Source organism: Streptomyces sp. NPDC006458 (assembly GCF_040612135.1).
Taxonomy (GTDB): domain Bacteria; phylum Actinomycetota; class Actinomycetes; order Streptomycetales; family Streptomycetaceae; genus Streptomyces.
Genome location: NZ_JBEXPR010000019.1, coordinates 164,188 through 179,938, shown reverse-complemented (window position 1 = coordinate 179,938; position 15,751 = coordinate 164,188). Strand labels below are relative to the sequence as shown.

Genomic DNA, 15,751 nt, shown 5'->3' with positions numbered 1-15,751 from the left:
AGCTCCGCTGCTCGACCACCCGCATCACCAGCCTCGTCCAAGCCGTCCTCACCCTGCATCTGGCCAGCTCAGAGTGAAGATGGAAAAGGCTCAGTATCTCGTACAACTCAGAGAGGATTACCCGTGGGGGACCATGTCAAGGCGGATCTGGCCGCCATCAAGCAATGCTCCCGTGATCTTCACAAGATCCATCGCGAGTTCGAGCAGAACGGCAATCCCGCGGAGGACTACGGCCCCGCTGTGGGACATGGTGGACTGAAAGACGCTTTCGCGGACTTCGGGGACACGTGGAAGAAGACGCGCAAGAAACTGATGAAGGAACTCGAAAAGCTCGCCGAGTTCACTGCGACCGCCGCCAAGGCGTACGACGACATCGACCAGGAACTGGCCAAGGCCATCCGGGACGCGAAAGCCCAGGGTAAGGGGAAGAAGTGAGCAGGACGGACGCGGACTGGCCGCCGCTGTGGCACGACGATCCCACCCCGGGCGACGCCGAGGACGTGGCTGCCCTGGGGCGTAAGTTGCGCAAGATGGCCGACATGATCGATGAACAGTCCAGAGTCATCGACGCGCTCGCCTCCGTGGAGGGATGGGACAGCGAGGCCGGAAAAGGCTTCCACGAAATGGCCGGTGGCACGGCGGACAAGCTGAAGAAGTCTTTCGAGCGGTACGACGAGGCGGCCAAAGCCATCGGCGAGGACGTACGCGAAGGGGAATCGGACCAGTTCGCCAGCGAAATGCGCCGCGCACAGCGCAAGGCGGACAAGGCGCTCGCCGACTATCGCGAGGCCAAGAGTGACCACGATCTCGCCGACCGCGAGGTGGAGAAGTTCACCGACAAATACCCCACCCACAACATTCCTGCCGCGGAGAAGGAGGAGTACGAACGCTGGGTGGGTAAACGCGCTGAAGCCCTGCACAGAATCGGAGGCGCCCGAAAAGCGGTGAAGGACGCCCGGGACATCTACGACGACGCCGGCGACAAGGCCGCTCGCCACATCAGGAACGTCGTCCACCATGACGCGGTTCGGGACCCGGGTGGGTTCATGAACTGGCTGGCGGACTGGGCGGACACGCTGTCCAACATCTCGGCCGTCCTGTCTGTTCTCGCCGTGATCTGTGCTTTTGTGCCGCCGCTTCAATTCCTTGTGCCCATTTTCGCGGCACTCGCCGTGTTGACCAGTGCGGCAGCCCTTGCGGGTCACGCGTACGACATGACGGTGCGGGGTGGAAAGGTCGACTGGCTCAAGCTGGGAGCCGACACACTTGGTGTGCTGCCCGGGCTCGGTGCGCTGAAGGGCTTCAAACTGATCAAGGGCGCCAAGGGGCTGTCGAAGTTCAGGCTCAGCGGGCTGGGCGCGCTCGACGGTGTCGGGCACAACTTCCTGAACGGCGTCAGCGTCACGCTGGTCAACAAGGTTCTGGGCAGGACCGCGCGCAGCGCGGTGATCGAGGGCAAGAAGATCACCGCCGTGATCAAGGGCGCGGGTCTCGCGAGCGCGCTGAACAGGATGCTCAGCGGTGAGAACGGAGAGAGGACCGGCTATCAGGAGCCGGCCAAGGCGCCCACACCCACTCCTACTCCGTCGCCTTCACCTCGTCCCGCCCCGAACGTCTCACCCAAGGCGTTCAACGCCGCCCTGGCGGCCTAGGTCCAGTGACCCGTTCAAGGAGGGAAGTTGTGGTGGAACAGGATCGCGGCTTGGGGGAGTGGGAGTTCATCGGCCGTCGCGGCGGTGACGTCGCCGGCTTGGTGCGCAGCTCGGTGATCGCCGCGGTGCCCGAGGCGCTACGGGCCGCGGAGGAGGCCCGCGAGGAGCTGCGGTTCGACTTCCTCGATGATCGCGCGGTGCTCACGCTACTGCGGCGACGTCATGACGACGAGCAGGACATGTTCCAGGCCGGTCTCGCGCATGGACTGCCGCTGGCGCTCGTGGGCTTCGGCGCCGTCATCTATTGGGGCGGCGTGGCCCAGTACTGGGAGAACTCCACCAACCGAACGGTCTATACGGCCGTTGCCGCGGCTGTCGTCGTGACACAACTCTTCCTCTTCGTGCGGAGCGCGCTCTCGCACTGGGGTGATCCGGTTCGGCAGAACCTGCGGGCTCGCGCGGCGAGATACCGGCAGATCGCCCACATCGCCCGCGGAGGGGGAGCCGACATCCCGGCCTTCTACCCTCACTACGGGCCGTACCCCTTCGCCGCACACTTCCGTCCCGAAGCGGACGAACTGGAACAGCCCGGGAGCAGAGCTTCAGATGACCACTGACATCGTCGACGAGGCCCAGCGCAGCCTCCTGGGAAGTGCCGGTACGGAGGTCCGCTGGATCATGCCGGACGGCTTCCTGGAACTGCCCTTCGAGGCGGACGACCTCGACGAGCTTGCGGAAAGGCTCGTCGAGCTGGCCCAACAGGCCCTGCCCGGTGCGACCGAGGAGGTTCAGCTGCAGTACGCGGCCATGTGCGCCGCGAACTATGACGAGTTCATCGAGGCCGGCGTGCAGTACGCCGGGTTCGTCACGACAGAGGTCGACGGCGTCCGCTGCACGGCCACGGTGAGCGTGAGCCACATGGACCTGGACGAGCGGGCGGGCAGCAGCCCAACCGGTTTCATCGCCTCCACCATGCGGCACATCGAGCTCGGACAGGTCGGCGAGGTGCACCTGCCCTGCGGTCCGGCCGTGACGTGCGTGGGCAACCGCCCGGCTTCGATCGACGGCAGCCTGACCCGATCGGGGCAGGACGAGCCGATCTGGACCTCCTTCATCCAGGTCCAGATCCCGGTGAGCAACGGCACTGTTCTCCTGCTGGAGATGGGAACACCGACCGTCGAAGGATGGGACGTCTTTTCGGCCATGTTCGCCGGGGTCGTGAAGAGTGTTCGCTTCTTCGACGAGCAGGGGACTCCCTTGGTGATGCCGGGGTGACGGGGTCGGCGGAGGCGGATGTCGCGTCGGCGGGAGGCGTCCCGAGGGACTACAGGCTGCTGGTTCCCAGGGAGTGGTTCCGGGTGGATCTCACGGGGGAACGCTGGCGGGCCCAGCTCAAGACATTCGTGGACCAGCAGACGGCAGGCCGACACGTCCCCGAGGAGCGAAGGCGCGGCGTCTGGTCAACATTGCGCAACACCGCCGAAGCCGGTCTCGCTCGTGGCGCCCTGGAGTTCTTCCTCCTGGCGCTCACGAACGACGGCGGCCCGCCCGTCTCGCTCCTGGTGTCCTCGATGCCGCTGGGCCGGACGCCCGCCGATCCCCAGAAGTACGCGGCGTGGCTCGAGGCGCGAGATCCGCGCAAGCAGGTCTCGCTCGTGGACCTCGCCGCGGGCACAGCCGTACGCGTCCTCGGCGCCACGACGTTGAGTGTCCATGTGTGGATGCCCGATGGGGCCGGCTATCTGACGCTGTCCTTCTCAGCCCCGCTCACCGGGATGACCGGCCCCATGGAGCGACTCTGTGATGCCATCGCCGGTTCTCTGCGGTGGGTGGTGTGAGACGGGTTCGAAGGGGATGAGGGCGGGGGAGCGAGGGTGCTCGTCAGGACACCATCAGTCCTGCGGTGCCAGCACGCTCAGGCTGCGCGCGAAGGTGTCGAACTCGTCCGTGTTCGCGGTGATCCAGCCGATGTTGTCGCTGATGGTCCTCAGGACGACGTCGATGCCGAGGGACTCGATGCGCCAGGCGTAGTTCACCGAGCAGCAGATCTCGCCGGCCTTGGGGGAGACGAAGTAGCGGACGGAGCGCATTCCGCGGCCCAACTCGGTGTCGAAGTCGCTGACTTCCGGCTCCTGAAGAGCACCGGGAGTGTTCTTCTGGACGAGTTCAGCGAGGGTGGACTCGGTCTCGCCCTCGCTGACGTCGATGTGGACCACGAAGGTGATCGCTGTCCGTGTCGAGGGCGAACTGGACTTTCACTCGGTCCTCCAGCGGAAGGTCGTCATGAGGGCATCGAACAGCTCGACGAGGATGTCGGCGAGGCCAGTCGGCGGAGGCGGTCCCCTGCGCGCCGAGGGTGAACGCTCCCGCGAGCAGCGCGCTCACGGCGATCCGGGAGCGTGAGGTCAGGGGGTGCACGACTCGTGCCCCCTCTTCGAGGTGAGCTGTGTCGTCTGCCAGACGCCTTGTTCGCTCTTCTCCAGGCGTGTGGTGTAGAGGACGTACGAATTGTCGGTCACCTCGGTCTTGTGGACCTCTCCCGACTTCCGGTCCTTGGCGTAGGCCTTGCCCTGGTCCTCGCAGTACGTGACACCTGCGGAGCCGGCGTCGAAGACGTCGACCTTGGCGTTGTAGTAGCGGTTCTCGCCCGTGATCGTGTAGCCGTCGCCGACGATGGACTGGACCCAGTCCTGGGCTTCACCGAGAGCGGTGCCGACGTAGTAGAAGCCCAGCGCCGGCACTTCGGGATCCCCCTGCGTGATGGCGTAGTTGGTGGCGTCGATGCGCTGCGCGACGTCCCCGAGGACTGATTCCTGCGTTGCGTCGGCGGCGTTCCAGCTCTCGAACGTGTCCTTGAGGTCGCTCGGAAGGGCGATCTCGGGGCGGTCGACCGCGTTCTCCGCACTCGGCGACGCCGCCCCCCCGGCCCCCGTCGGCGCCCCCGCGATCTTGTCGTTCCTCTCGGCCTCGTCACCCCCACCGCACGCGGTCAGCAGCAACGCAGCCGACACCGCGAACGCGACAGCAACGGGCAAAGTGCGGCGCTTCACAATGGACTCCCCCGTGAGATCAGTTCAGTCAAGGGAACCGGCGGTATCGGTGGGGTCAGCGGTTTCGCCAGACAGAACTGCATTCAATACACGGGTAATTGTGAATGTAATGGAGCAAGTTGGTGAGATTCCAGAGTGAGTGTGCGCACTCGCCGTCGTTCCTCGCCGTGCGCCGACCCACGCGGGCGAGACGGATTGTCACAGCCCGTGTTCGCGGGCGCGATTGCCCGGTTCCGCGCTTGAGGCGGCCCTTGGCCGGTCCGATCGCGGCGCACAAGGCGACTGTCGCTTGGCAGGGGCACAGGCACAGTTGCCGATGTCTCGGACTCCTGGCACGGAGGCCCTGCCTCGTCACTGCTCAGCCGTCTCCACGACGGGGTCGACGAACGTGACCGTCTGCAGAATGGCTGACAGAGCGCGGTAGAGCTCCGTCCAGTGGCCCAGCGAGGTCGTGTACAACGTGAAGACCGCGATGAACGGGCCGGTGGGAAAAGGGATGTGCACCTGAGTCTGCCCGGTGAGCAGCTGGGTCGCCTCACCACTCGCCGTGATCTCGGGGCCGAGCGTGTATTCGCGCATGCTGATGCAGGACACCGCCGGACCGCACGGCAGGTCGAGCCAGATTGCGTCGTTCAGGGGGTCGCTGGAAAGCGTCGCGAGGATTCCCTGGGCGACGACGTCGACGTCTGCTGCTGCCGGGTCCGTGGACATGACGGCGACGGTGAGTGCGCACTGGGCAACGCCCTCGGAGGGTTCGTGCCGGACGATCCCCCCTTCGGGGGAGTCGGCTCCGGCGGCCGTGGAGAACAGGCCCATCGCCGCGTAGGAGACACCGGTGCTCCCCATGACCTCGGCTATGGACACGTAGTAGGGAGCGGCTGGTGCCCAGATCTCCTCGTCGCCACGCGAATACAGCTCCCGTACGAAGGCGCGTGCGCGCTCGGCGCGTTCCTCAGGGTCGGCGGCCAGGGGGAGCGCGAAGAAGCCCTCCGGGGTGAGGAACCAGAGAGGAGGCAGGTTCCCGTCGCCCGGGCTGACGTAGAGACTGCCTGCAGAGTCGGTTGTAGGGCTCATGAGACGTGGAATGCCGATCCGGTCGGGGGGAACAGAGCGGGTGTCATGTCAGGAGGTCCTCGGGGTGGTACTGCATGAGCGTGAGCTGGGTGCCGGTGGCATCCATGACCGTGTTCAGGCCGGAGTGGCCGAAGGATCCGTCGATCTTGCTCGGTGCCAGGACCTCGATGCGGAAGCAACCGCAGGGGTTGCGCTTGACGAGTGGCGCCTGGGCATCCGGCGCCTGGGCCGCCGCGAAGGCCTCCGCGGTACGCCGCTGGTCCGGCGTGAGTGAGTGGAGTGGAAGGAAGTCGAGAGGTTCCATCAGATATCGGGTGAGCCGCTCGCGGGCTCTGCTGCTGACCCTGCACCACGAGCCGTCCGTGAACAGGATCTTGGCGTCGGTTCCGGCCTTGAACTCCCGCAGTTCGACTCGCTCGATGGTGGTCCGAGGCGTCTGCCAGAGCAACTCGTCGTCGATCAACTTGTCGTCAGCCTTGACGTGGGCAAAACCTACGATCACGAGACGGCGGTCGGTGATCACCGCATGAGTACGGTACGTCTTCTCCTTGCAGCGCCCTGGGTCCATCTGCCAGGGCATAGTGCGCGCGAGGGTGCCAGGAGCAGCCCACATGACGGGAAAGTCGTCGATCTCGTCAGCGCGGTCGTCGGAGGTGTCCGAGCCCTTGTCGGAGCTGCCCGGTCCCACGCTCCCGGACTGTGAGCTCAGGATGCCCAGGATGACCACGCCGGTAGCGATCGCAAGCCCCTTGACCGTGTTCCGAGCCGCGGTGCCGCCCGTGGAATGGGCGGTGTAGGTCGGTCCTTCGGGCCAGCCGTCGAGTTGGCTCTGGATGTCCCTGCGGTCGAAGTCGCGGAACCAGCGCATCCCCCTGACTCGCATGGCCGCGCCCGTGGCAAAGTGCACCGGAGCGCGCGCGAGGAGTGTTTCGCCCGTTTCGGGAAGCCAGACGCTCATGTCGATACGAATCCTTCGTCACCGTCAACTGGGTCCGATGCGATCGCTCTCACCCTGCCATGCGTGACAGGACAGGAAAGGACCGAACGTGGGCCGATCCGCGCTGTCAGTCGCCCGTCACGTGTTCGATGATCTTGGGGGCGATCTTGATTCCTGCGTCGAGGGCTCGGCCGCCGACCCCGAACGGATCGATATTCACTCCGGGGAGGAGGTTCGCTCCCTTGGTTCCGAGGAGCTGGCCCGGGTGATAGCCGGCGACGGCGAGTCCTCCCATGCGTGACATCAGCCCACTGCCCGAATGGGCGACCTGGTAGACGTCCTGGGAGAAGCCTCCGATCTTCACGAGGCCGGCCTTGCCGAACCCGCCGACGAGGCCAACGGATTCCTGTCCGAAGGACATGATGATCCGCGAGCCACCTGTGATCTCGGTCGCTGTGAAGCCCTTGCCGAGTCTCCCCGCCGTGGTCATGGCCTTCCCCGCACCGATGATCTTGGCGCCCTTGCCGAACATCCCGATGCCCGGCAGCAGCCCCACGGCGTCGAGCCCGAGCGTTGCCCAGCCCACGTCCGCTCCGGACGCCTTGGCCACTCCGTGGGCGGCGAGGGTGAGCCCTGCTCCGATGAGTGCGGCCGTGCCGAAGATCGCTGCGAGGGGCGGGAACGGGAGTGTGACGATGGCCAGCAGGGCCAGGACTGCCGTGATGTTGCTGAGGACGTCGCCGATCGCCTTGATCAGGTCGGCATGGTCCTTGAGCCAGTCACCTGTGGCGTCCCACGCGTCCGAGATGCTCTTGCCGAGCTTGTCCCAGAAGCCGGGCTCGTCGGGGGCGATGTCGGCGGCCTTGTCCAGTTCCCTGCCGATGTGGCGGGCCGCGCTGCGGTAGCGCTCCTCCAGGTCGTGGACCTTCTGGATGACGCCGTCCACCGCGCTGGAGGCCTCACCGAGTTCCTCGCTGCCCTTGTCGCCGGCTTTCGCCTTGGCGTCCGCCCTCGCGTCCAGCTTCTCCCCGGCGGTCTTCTCCAGTCGGTCCGCCTCGTCCTGGAAGCCCTGGAGTTCGCCCGCCCACCGGTGCAGCGCGCGGGAAGCCTTGTCGAAGGATTCGTGACTCTTGCGGACGAGTGGGGTGACGTCCTGGCCGATGTACTCGGTGAAGGCGAGCGCGGTCTTGCCCTTCCAGGCTCCGCACTCGATCCGTTCCAGTTCCTGTACCGCTGTGCCCAGTTCGCTCGCGAGACCGCCCAGTCTGCGGGCGAGTTCCCGAGTGTCCTCGACGTTCCCCGGGGTGGGGTCCCAGCCTATGTTCGGGAAGGACGGCCGCTGCCCCGCCACGTCACTTGCCCTTCCGCTTGGTCGCCTTGAGGGATTCGGCCAGCTCCAGGTCGAGTCCCTCGAAGGTCTCGCCGATCTTGTTGATCATCTTCACGGCGCCTTGCGTGTGCTTGCCGAGCTGCTTGATGCCGTAGCCCCAGTCGTCGGCGAAGTCCTGCACGTCCTCGATGAGCTTGCTCTCGCCTACGGCCGAGGCGTCCGTTCCCTTCAGGCTCCGGCGCGCGTCCTCCATGCGGTCGCTGATCGTGGAGAAGGTCTTCTTCAGGTCCTCGAAGATCGTGTCGTCGAGGCGTAAGTCACTCATGTCGCGTTTCTCCCCGGTGCCGGACGAGTTGGTCCGGCACCTTCGCCGCAGGTCAACGGTTGACGGACTGGATCTCCTGGACGGTGATGTCCTGCTCGGTGCCGAACGTGCCGTCGGGCAGGTCGCCGCCCGCGCCGCCGGTGCCGGTCCAGGCGATCTCCCAGGTGATGGTGGCCCGGAGCTTGTAGGTGCCGTTGCCCGAGGAGCGGAGGTAGCGGAGGCCGCAGGGCGGGGTCTCATCGGCCCTGCCCTTGGCGTAGGGCTCACCGATGGAGTCGTCTGCGTTGATGGCGCACTCGCCGGATGCCGGGTAGGTCTCGGCGTCCTCGGTTCCGGGCTCCAGCTTGAGGGCCACCGGCCTGGCGGTCGTTGTCGCCTGGATGTTGAAGCCGGGGGCGTTGATCGCGGCCGTGGCCTGGACCTCGTCGAAGACGGCCTTGTCGAGCCACGCCCACGTCGGCAGGTTCACCTTGGTCGTGCCCTCGGGGGCGAGGGTGACGTCGGTGTCGGGCAGCTGCATGTGCTGGTAGGCGAGGGCCGCGAGTATCTCGGGCGTGATGGCCTCTTCGTACTGCGGCGGCGGGGCGTCGCCGTTCTCGACCCAGAAGGGGAGGTCGTTGCACGAGCTTCGTTTGAGGATGTCGGGCTCGTCGGGGTTCTCGACCGCGGCCCAGAACATTCCTTCGCCGTCCTTGTCGACGTTGTAGTCCTTGTAGCCGGGGGTGTCGGTCCAGCCGTAGCCGTCCTCGTAGTGGCGTTGCAGCTCGCCGAGCGCCGAGCCCGCGTGACCGGACCCGGCACCCGGCTTCTGTCGTTCGATGTCCTCGGACATCTTCTTCTTGAAGTCCTTGGCGCCGAGGAAGGGGGCGTACCAGCAGGGCGGCGGGGTCCAGTTGACGTCGGCGGACGTGACGTTGCCACGCCCGCCGCCCTTGGCGACCGCTCCGGAGTACTGGATGCGGGCGGCGGCGTAGATGCCGGTGTCGTCACCGCCGCCTTTCTGTTCGGTGCTGCCGCCCTTGCCGGAACCCACCGGCTTTCCCGCGTAGGCCGTCCCCGTGAGCGCGAGTGTGCTGAGGGTCAGCGTCAGTGCCATGGTGCCGAGGAGTGCGCGTCGCGTTGAGTTCACTGGCACTTCGCCGCCTTCGTCTCGACGAACACCTTGGACGCCTGCCACAGCTCGTCACTCGTGGGGAACTTGACCATGATGATCTTGTAGTAGTCGAAGTCCGCGATGCTGGGCTCAGTTTTGAGGACCTTGTCGGTCTTGATCTCTTTGCCGTAGAAGTTGGTCGCGTCCGCACAGAACGCCACTTCCACCGAGCTGCCGTTCTCGGCAGACCGCGTGGCGACGTCGTAGTGGCGCAGGGTGCCGGTGGCCGTCCAGCCGCCCTTGATCCACTCGTTGATCTGGACCTCCCCGTAGTGGAGGCCCTCACCGGTCGCGTACGCGGTCAGGGCCGCGTCCTTGCTGGTGCGCTTGTCGACGCCCCGATAGATGGCCCGGACGAAGTTCGCGGCGTCATCCATCGCAGCCGCCTCGTTCTCCGCCTTCGGCTTGTCCCAGTCGAACACCAGGTTCATGTCCGCCGGCAGGGACACATCCACGCCGTCGGGCTTGTCCTTCGCCGGCGCCCCGGACGGCTCCGCGGACTTCGTCGGCTTCTCCGTTCCCTGGTCCGCTCCGGCGATCTTGTCGTTGTCGCCGGCCTTGTCGTCCTCGCCGCCGCATGCGGTCAGCAGCAGGGCTGTGGCAGTGGCGAGCGCGACAGCAACGGGCAAAGTGCGGCGCTTCACAGTGAGCTCCCCGTGAGACATCAGTTCAGTCGAGGGAACCGACGGTATCGGTGGGATCCGGGTGTTCGCCAGGATGAACAGTCGCCAAAACGGTAGTAGTTGTGAATTCAGTGCCGCAAATTGGTAACAATCCTGGCCCTGGCGGCAGGTGACGAACGCGGTCGGGCGGAAGCCGTCACTCGGCGTCGACCGGCGTAGTCGGGCGGGGTAGTCGGGCGGGGTATCAGGGCTCGCGTTCGCGGGAGTTACCGCTGCGGGCCCCATGCCTCAGTCCCACGCCCCCTTGGGCAGCTCCACCGTACGGAAGGCCGTCCACCTGGCCAGCCGCTCGTCACGCGGCGTCAGGAACATGAGCGCGAAGGGCGCCGGCAGGCCGACCAGGGCGACGGCCCAGGTGGGGAGGAACCAGCCGAGTTGGGCCGCGCACAGGCAGCACGCGAGGACGGCGGCGGCGGTACGGGCGTAGTCGGCCGAGGTCGCGGCCCAGGCGCGGCGATCGTCGGCGGTGGGCTGGAGGCGCACGCTGAGCACGCCGCCCAGCGCGACCCCCGCGAACATGCCCCAGATGAAGCCGCCCGGCAGCAGCATCGCTGGTGCTCCGGCGCTCGGGAAGGCGAAGAGCAGAGCACACAGGACTCCGGCGAGGACTCCGGTGAAGCCACCCGTGAGCATGACGACGGCGCTCAGGTGATGGCGGATCTGGGTCGGGACGGGGATGCCGTCACGGCCCGCGGGCGCCCGGAACGCCGCACCCGAGAGCACCGAGTACACCGGAGTGGCGACCGCCAGCGCGATGACCGCGGAGAAGAGGCCCCCGCTCTTGCCCGACGCGTCATGGGCGGGGAAGGCGTCCCGCATCAGCCAGACCGCGGGCGCGAGCAGCAGCACGAACGCGGCGTACCCGCCCGCCAGACACCAACCCGCTCCGATACGGGCGCCCCGCACACGGGCCACGGGCGTCTGGAGGACGGCCCCGACGGCGATCGCGAGCAGCGCCCAGGCGACCACGAAGGCCTCGCTGCCCCGGCCTTCCTCCTGAACCCGCTCGAACAGCGCGGGGGAAGCGGACAGTCCGAACGACTCGGGCGTCACCGTGAGCAGCACGGTGAGCGCCAGGGAGAGCGCACCCGCCCCGACGCCGGCGGCGACGCGCAGGGTGCGGCCAGCCGTCGACGGCCTGTCGGGGTGGTCCTCACCCCGTCTCCTCGACGGATCGCTCATGGCAGTGAACTCCTCATTCCGGGCCGTCGATCATGGCACACCCCCTCCATCCCCCCGTGAGCGATATGTGCAGGCCTCATGTCCACCCCGTGACGACCCCCGCCCCCACCACGTCACAGACCCGTCCGCGCGTCGTCAGGGAACGGCAACAGATGCGCTGGCGCACAGGACATGGAGGGGTCGGAGACCGTATTCGGCTGGGACGGGGGCGGGTTGAGTTGCAGAGGAGTAACGGTGCGCGTGGCGGGTGGGGAGAGGTCCGGTGCGCCTTGAGGGGCTTATGGGCGGCTGATACGGTGCCATGGCTTGACACTCACCCCAGCGCTGGCTATTTGGCCAGGTCGCGCAGTACGTCCGGCTCATCCGGTGAGGGTGACTCCAGGGGGGTCGCAGGTGAAGTGTCCGGAAATGCAAAGAATTTGGCAGTCAGTTTCTTGGGTGTACGGGGAGCAGTCGCGTGAAGATCCAAGAGCGTACGGGGGCGGGCGCCGGTCGTTCCGCCGTTCCGGCTCAGCCGTCGGTCGGTGACCGGCTTCCCACTCCGCCTCGCGAGCGCAAACCCGCCCTGGCCGCACTCGCCGTGCTGCTGATCCTGGTCGGCGCGCTCGGCGCGACGATGCTGGTGCTGCGGGCGGGTGACCGGATCGAGGTCGTGAAGGTCACCGCCGACATCCAGGCCGGTGAGTCCGTCACCGACAACAACGTGACGTCCGTGATGGTCGCCGCGGACGACGGCATCAACTACATCCGCTGGGACCAGCTGGACGCCCTCAAGGATCTCAAGGCCAGGTCCACCATCTACAAGGACACAGTCGTGATGGGGCAGATGTTCGGCAAGGGTGAGCGACTGCCGGCGGGCAAGGCCGCCGTGGGCGTGGCCCTGAAGGAGGGCCAGTACCCGGCGGACATCAAGGTCGGTGACACGGTGGCCGTGTACAACGTGGACGCCGCGTCGGGCGGTTCGTCCGACGCCGGCGCCTCCTCCGGTCCGACGTCGTCCGGCGGGCTTCTGGTCGACAAGGCGAAGGTCGACCAGAAGGTGGACAAGAGCGACGCCACCGTGACGACCGGCAACCTCTCCCTGACGCTGCTCGTGGACGTGGACGACGCCGCCGCCGTGGCGAAAGCCGCGGCCTCCGGTGCTGTCGCCATCGTGCACGTCCCCGCCAACTAGAAAGCGGGGCACCACGAACCATGGCGCTCATCGCTCTCGCCGCCGACAAGGGTTCCCCCGGCGTCACCACCGCGGCCGTCGCCCTCGCGGCGGTCTGGCCCCGTCGCGTCCTGCTCGCCGAGACCGACCCCGCGGGCGGTGACCTGGTGTACCGGTCGGCCGCCGCGCACGGCGGGCCGCTGAACCCGAACACCGGCATGCTGTCCATCGCCGCCACCGCGCGGCGCGGTCTGGTGCCGGACCAACTCTGGGACCACGTACAGCCGTTGAGCGGCGGACTCGACGTGCTCGTCGGGCTCGGCATCGCCGAGCAGGCGGCCGGCCTCGCCGGACTGTGGCCGACGCTGGGCCGGGCCTTCGCCTCGCTCGGTGACTCGCCCGACGCGCCCGCCGACGTCATCGCCGACTGCGGCCGCATCAGCGGCGACACCCCCGCCGTGGAACTGTTCCCGCACGCGGCGCTGGTGCTGCTGGTCTCCCGCACCGAGCCCGAGGCCATCGCGCGGGTGCGCGACCGGGCCGCCGCGCTGTCCGCGAAACTGCACGGCGGCGCGCGCGGCGCCGCGAGCCTCGGGATGCCGCTGATCGGAGTCGTGCTCATCGCCGACCCGGGCAACGCCGGCAAGATCGCGGGCCAGGTCAACGACATGCTCGTGCACGCGCAGACCGGCGCCCGGGTGGTCGGCACCATCGCCGACGACGCGGCGGGCGCCGACCAGCTCGCCGGCCGCCGGCGCGGCCGCCTCGACAAGTCGCTGCTCATCCGCTCGGCCCGCAAGGTCACCGCGGACCTGTACCAGCAGTACGGCGCCGCCTGGACGATGCCCGGACAGGCCCCGCAGGGAGCCGGCCGATGACCGCTGTCGACCACCAACTGGTCAAGCGGTTCCGCCAGGACGCCGGTGACCGCATCGCCGAGCAGCGGCGGCAGGACCAGGTCAGCGGTGTCACACCGATGTCCGGCGAGGACGAACGGCACTACGCCCGCGCGGTCATAGCCCAGATCCTGGAGGAGTACGCCCGCCAGGAGATCAACGCGGGCCGGACCCCGCTGGACGCCGAGACCGAGGAGCAGTACGCGGCCGCCGTGCACGCCGCGCTGTTCGGCGTCGGCCGGCTCCAGCCGCTGCTGGACAACCCCGAGGTCGAGAACATCGACATCAACGGCTGCGACCAGGTCTTCGTCGGATACGCCGACGGCCGCGAGGTGCGCGGCGAGCCCGTCGCGGAGACCGACGAGGAACTCATCGAGCTCATCCAGGTGCTGGGCGCGTACAGCGGTCTGTCCTCCCGGCCCTTCGACTCCGCGAACCCGCAGCTCGACCTGCGTCTGCCGGACGGCTCGCGTCTGTCGGCCGTGATGGACGTCGCCCGGCGGCCCGCGCTGTCCATCCGCCGCGCCCGCATGGGCAAGGTCTTCATCTCCGACCTCGTCGGCAACGGCACGGTCTCCCCGGAGATCGGCCACTTCCTCGCCTGCGCGGTGCGCGCCCGCAAGAACATCATGATCGCGGGCGCCACCAACGCCGGTAAGACCACGCTGCTGAGGGCCCTCGCCAACGAGATCCCGCCGCACGAACGCCTCATCACCGTCGAGCGCGCGCTGGAGCTGGGCCTGGACACCTTCGTCGAACTCCACCCGAACGTCGTCGCGTTCGAGGAGCGGCTGCCCAACTCCGAGGGCCAGGGCGCCATCACCATGGCCGAACTGGTCCGCCGCTCCCTGCGTATGAACCCCTCGCGGGTCATCGTCGGTGAGGTGCTCGGCGACGAGATCGTGACCATGCTGAACGCGATGTCCCAGGGCAACGACGGCTCGCTGTCCACGATCCACGCCAACAGCTCCAGCGAGGTCTTCAACCGTATTTCGACCTACGCCCTCCAGGCCACGGAGCGACTGCCCATCGAGGCCAGTCAGATGCTGATCGCGGGCGCGGTGAACTTCGTGGTGTTCATCCAGCGACGCAACGACTTCCAGACGGGCGGCCGGCTTCAGCGCACGGTGACCTCGGTGCGCGAGGTCAACGGCGTCGACGGCCGTGTGCTGTCCAGCGAGGTGTTCACCGAGGTGCCCGACGGCAGGGTCGTCGCGCACGCGCCGATCGCCTGCCTCGACGACCTGATCGCGCAGGGCTACCGGCCCACGGGATCATGGGGGTGACACGCCGATGACGACGACGACACTCGCGGCCCTGGGCCAACTCGGCTCCATGGGCGGCCTGTTCTCCACCACCGTGCTGTACTCCATCGGCAGCGGAGTCGCCGTCGGCGGCGGCCTCGCCCTGCTCCTGGTGGCCGTACGGGGACTGCCCGCCAAGCCCGACCACGAGAAGCAGAAGGCGTCCGAGCGGGCGAACGAGCTGATCCGGTTCGCCGGGCAGCGCGGCTCGCTGGCCGCCCTCGTCGGCCTCGCCGTGCTGCTGCTCACCCGCTGGGCGGTGGCCGGTATCGCGGCCGGCGTGCTCGTCTTCTTCTGGGACCGCCTCTTCGGCGGCGCCCGCGAGGAACGCGCCGCCATGCGCCGTGTGGAGGCCCTCGCCTCCTGGACGGAGTCCCTGCGCGACACCATCGCCGGCGCGGTCGGTCTGGAGCAGGCCATCCCGGCCTCCGCGCGCGCCGCGGCCCCGGTCCTGCGCCCGCACCTCGACGCCCTCGTCGACCGGCTGCGCGCCCGCACCCCGCTGCCCGACGCGCTCCAGGTGCTCGCCGACGAGATCGACGACGCCTCCGCCGACATCATCGTCGCCGCGCTCATCCTCAACGCCCGGCTGCGCGGCCCCGGTCTGCGCCAGGTCCTCGGCGCGCTCGCCAAGTCGGCGCGCGAGGAGGTGGACATGCGCCAGCGCGTGATGGCCCAGCGCGCCTCCACGCGTCGCTCGGTGCAGATCGTCGTCGCGGTCTCGATCGCCTTCGTCCTCGGACTGTCCGTGTTCAACCGCGACTTCGTCGAGCCGTACGGCACGGCCGTCGGCCAGCTCGTCCTCACCTGTGTCTGCGCCCTGTTCGGCCTGGGCTTCTGGTGGCTGCGCAAGCTGTCCACCATCGAGACGCCCGAACGCTTCCTGGTGCGCGACGAGTCGGCGGTGCGGTTCGTCCGTCCGCGTACGCCTGCACCGACGGAAGAGGGGGTACGGCGATGAGCCGCACGGTGGATGCCCGGAGCACGGCGATGAGCCGCACGGTGGATGCCC

General features: G+C 68.0%; 18 protein-coding genes. 9 read left to right on the top strand and 9 right to left on the bottom strand.

What is annotated here, in order from left to right:
- Positions 1-123: 123 nt before the first annotated feature.
- The 5 genes from ABZZ79_RS25600 (at position 124) to ABZZ79_RS25580 (ending at position 3,490) form a co-directional block, all read left to right on the top strand.
- Positions 124-435 carry a hypothetical protein gene (locus ABZZ79_RS25600; RefSeq protein ID WP_356692386.1) on the top strand — a complete coding sequence of 104 codons (312 nt, stop codon included), beginning with the start codon at positions 124-126 and terminating at the stop codon, positions 433-435.
- Positions 432-1,652 carry a putative T7SS-secreted protein gene (locus tag ABZZ79_RS25595; protein WP_356692384.1) on the top strand — a complete coding sequence of 407 codons (1,221 nt, stop codon included), beginning with the start codon at positions 432-434 and terminating at the stop codon, positions 1,650-1,652. The genes ABZZ79_RS25600 and ABZZ79_RS25595 overlap by 4 nt, the downstream gene beginning before the upstream one ends.
- A 29-nt stretch (positions 1,653-1,681) precedes the next feature.
- Positions 1,682-2,269 carry a hypothetical protein gene (locus tag ABZZ79_RS25590; RefSeq protein WP_356692383.1) on the top strand — a complete coding sequence of 196 codons (588 nt, stop codon included), beginning with the start codon at positions 1,682-1,684 and terminating at the stop codon, positions 2,267-2,269.
- Positions 2,259-2,927, top strand: a complete 669-nt coding sequence (locus ABZZ79_RS25585) for a hypothetical protein (protein ID WP_356692381.1) — start codon at positions 2,259-2,261, stop codon at positions 2,925-2,927. Before ABZZ79_RS25590 ends, ABZZ79_RS25585 begins: the two co-directional genes overlap by 11 nt.
- An 83-nt stretch (positions 2,928-3,010) precedes the next feature.
- Complete coding sequence (locus ABZZ79_RS25580; RefSeq protein ID WP_356692379.1) at positions 3,011-3,490, top strand: hypothetical protein; 480 nt, start codon at positions 3,011-3,013, stop codon at positions 3,488-3,490.
- 54 nt (positions 3,491-3,544) lie between these two features.
- Here the strand turns inward: ABZZ79_RS25580 and ABZZ79_RS25575 are convergent, their stop codons facing one another.
- The 9 genes from ABZZ79_RS25575 to ABZZ79_RS25535 form a co-directional block, all read right to left on the bottom strand.
- Positions 3,545-3,868 (bottom strand): hypothetical protein, encoded by a 324-nt coding sequence (locus ABZZ79_RS25575; protein ID WP_356692377.1) that lies wholly within the window; start codon positions 3,866-3,868, stop codon positions 3,545-3,547.
- 189 nt (positions 3,869-4,057) lie between these two features.
- Positions 4,058-4,702, bottom strand: a complete 645-nt coding sequence (locus ABZZ79_RS25570) for a hypothetical protein (protein WP_356692375.1) — start codon at positions 4,700-4,702, stop codon at positions 4,058-4,060.
- 351 nt (positions 4,703-5,053) lie between these two features.
- On the bottom strand, positions 5,054-5,776 hold the full coding sequence (locus tag ABZZ79_RS25565; protein ID WP_356692373.1) for a hypothetical protein: 723 nt from the start codon (positions 5,774-5,776) through the stop codon (positions 5,054-5,056).
- Between the two features lie 43 nt (positions 5,777-5,819).
- Positions 5,820-6,734, bottom strand: a complete 915-nt coding sequence (locus tag ABZZ79_RS25560) for a hypothetical protein (protein ID WP_356692371.1) — start codon at positions 6,732-6,734, stop codon at positions 5,820-5,822.
- Positions 6,735-6,840: 106 nt separating this feature from the next.
- The gene (locus ABZZ79_RS25555; protein WP_356692369.1) at positions 6,841-8,064 is read right to left on the bottom strand and encodes an enoyl-CoA hydratase/isomerase family protein; all 1,224 of its coding nucleotides are present in this window, start codon (positions 8,062-8,064) and stop codon (positions 6,841-6,843) included.
- A 1-nt stretch (position 8,065) separates the two neighbouring features.
- The gene (locus tag ABZZ79_RS25550; protein ID WP_356692367.1) at positions 8,066-8,368 is read right to left on the bottom strand and encodes a hypothetical protein; all 303 of its coding nucleotides are present in this window, start codon (positions 8,366-8,368) and stop codon (positions 8,066-8,068) included.
- A 52-nt stretch (positions 8,369-8,420) separates the two neighbouring features.
- A complete protein-coding gene (locus ABZZ79_RS25545; protein ID WP_356692400.1) occupies positions 8,421-9,464 on the bottom strand; it encodes a hypothetical protein in 1,044 nt (347 codons plus the stop codon).
- A gap of 29 nt (positions 9,465-9,493) precedes the next feature.
- Positions 9,494-10,165, bottom strand: coding sequence for a hypothetical protein (locus tag ABZZ79_RS25540; protein ID WP_356692365.1), 672 nt, complete (start codon positions 10,163-10,165; stop codon positions 9,494-9,496).
- Positions 10,166-10,432: 267 nt separating this feature from the next.
- Entirely contained in the window at positions 10,433-11,386 is a 954-nt protein-coding gene (locus ABZZ79_RS25535) for a hypothetical protein (RefSeq protein ID WP_356692363.1), read from the bottom strand.
- Between the two features lie 457 nt (positions 11,387-11,843).
- Here ABZZ79_RS25535 and ABZZ79_RS25530 point away from each other — a divergent pair, with 457 nt between their 5' ends.
- Genes ABZZ79_RS25530 through ABZZ79_RS25515 form a run of 4 tightly spaced genes read left to right on the top strand, consistent with a single transcriptional unit; the run spans position 11,844 to position 15,700 of the window.
- Positions 11,844-12,560, top strand: coding sequence for a hypothetical protein (locus ABZZ79_RS25530; protein ID WP_356692361.1), 717 nt, complete (start codon positions 11,844-11,846; stop codon positions 12,558-12,560).
- Between the two features lie 20 nt (positions 12,561-12,580).
- The gene (locus tag ABZZ79_RS25525; RefSeq protein WP_356692359.1) at positions 12,581-13,417 is read left to right on the top strand and encodes a hypothetical protein; all 837 of its coding nucleotides are present in this window, start codon (positions 12,581-12,583) and stop codon (positions 13,415-13,417) included.
- Positions 13,414-14,721 (top strand): ATPase, T2SS/T4P/T4SS family, encoded by a 1,308-nt coding sequence (locus tag ABZZ79_RS25520; protein ID WP_356692357.1) that lies wholly within the window; start codon positions 13,414-13,416, stop codon positions 14,719-14,721. Before ABZZ79_RS25525 ends, ABZZ79_RS25520 begins: the two co-directional genes overlap by 4 nt.
- Before the next feature lie 49 nt (positions 14,722-14,770).
- Positions 14,771-15,700, top strand: a complete 930-nt coding sequence (locus tag ABZZ79_RS25515) for a type II secretion system F family protein (RefSeq protein WP_356692398.1) — start codon at positions 14,771-14,773, stop codon at positions 15,698-15,700.
- Positions 15,701-15,751: the final 51 nt, after the last annotated feature.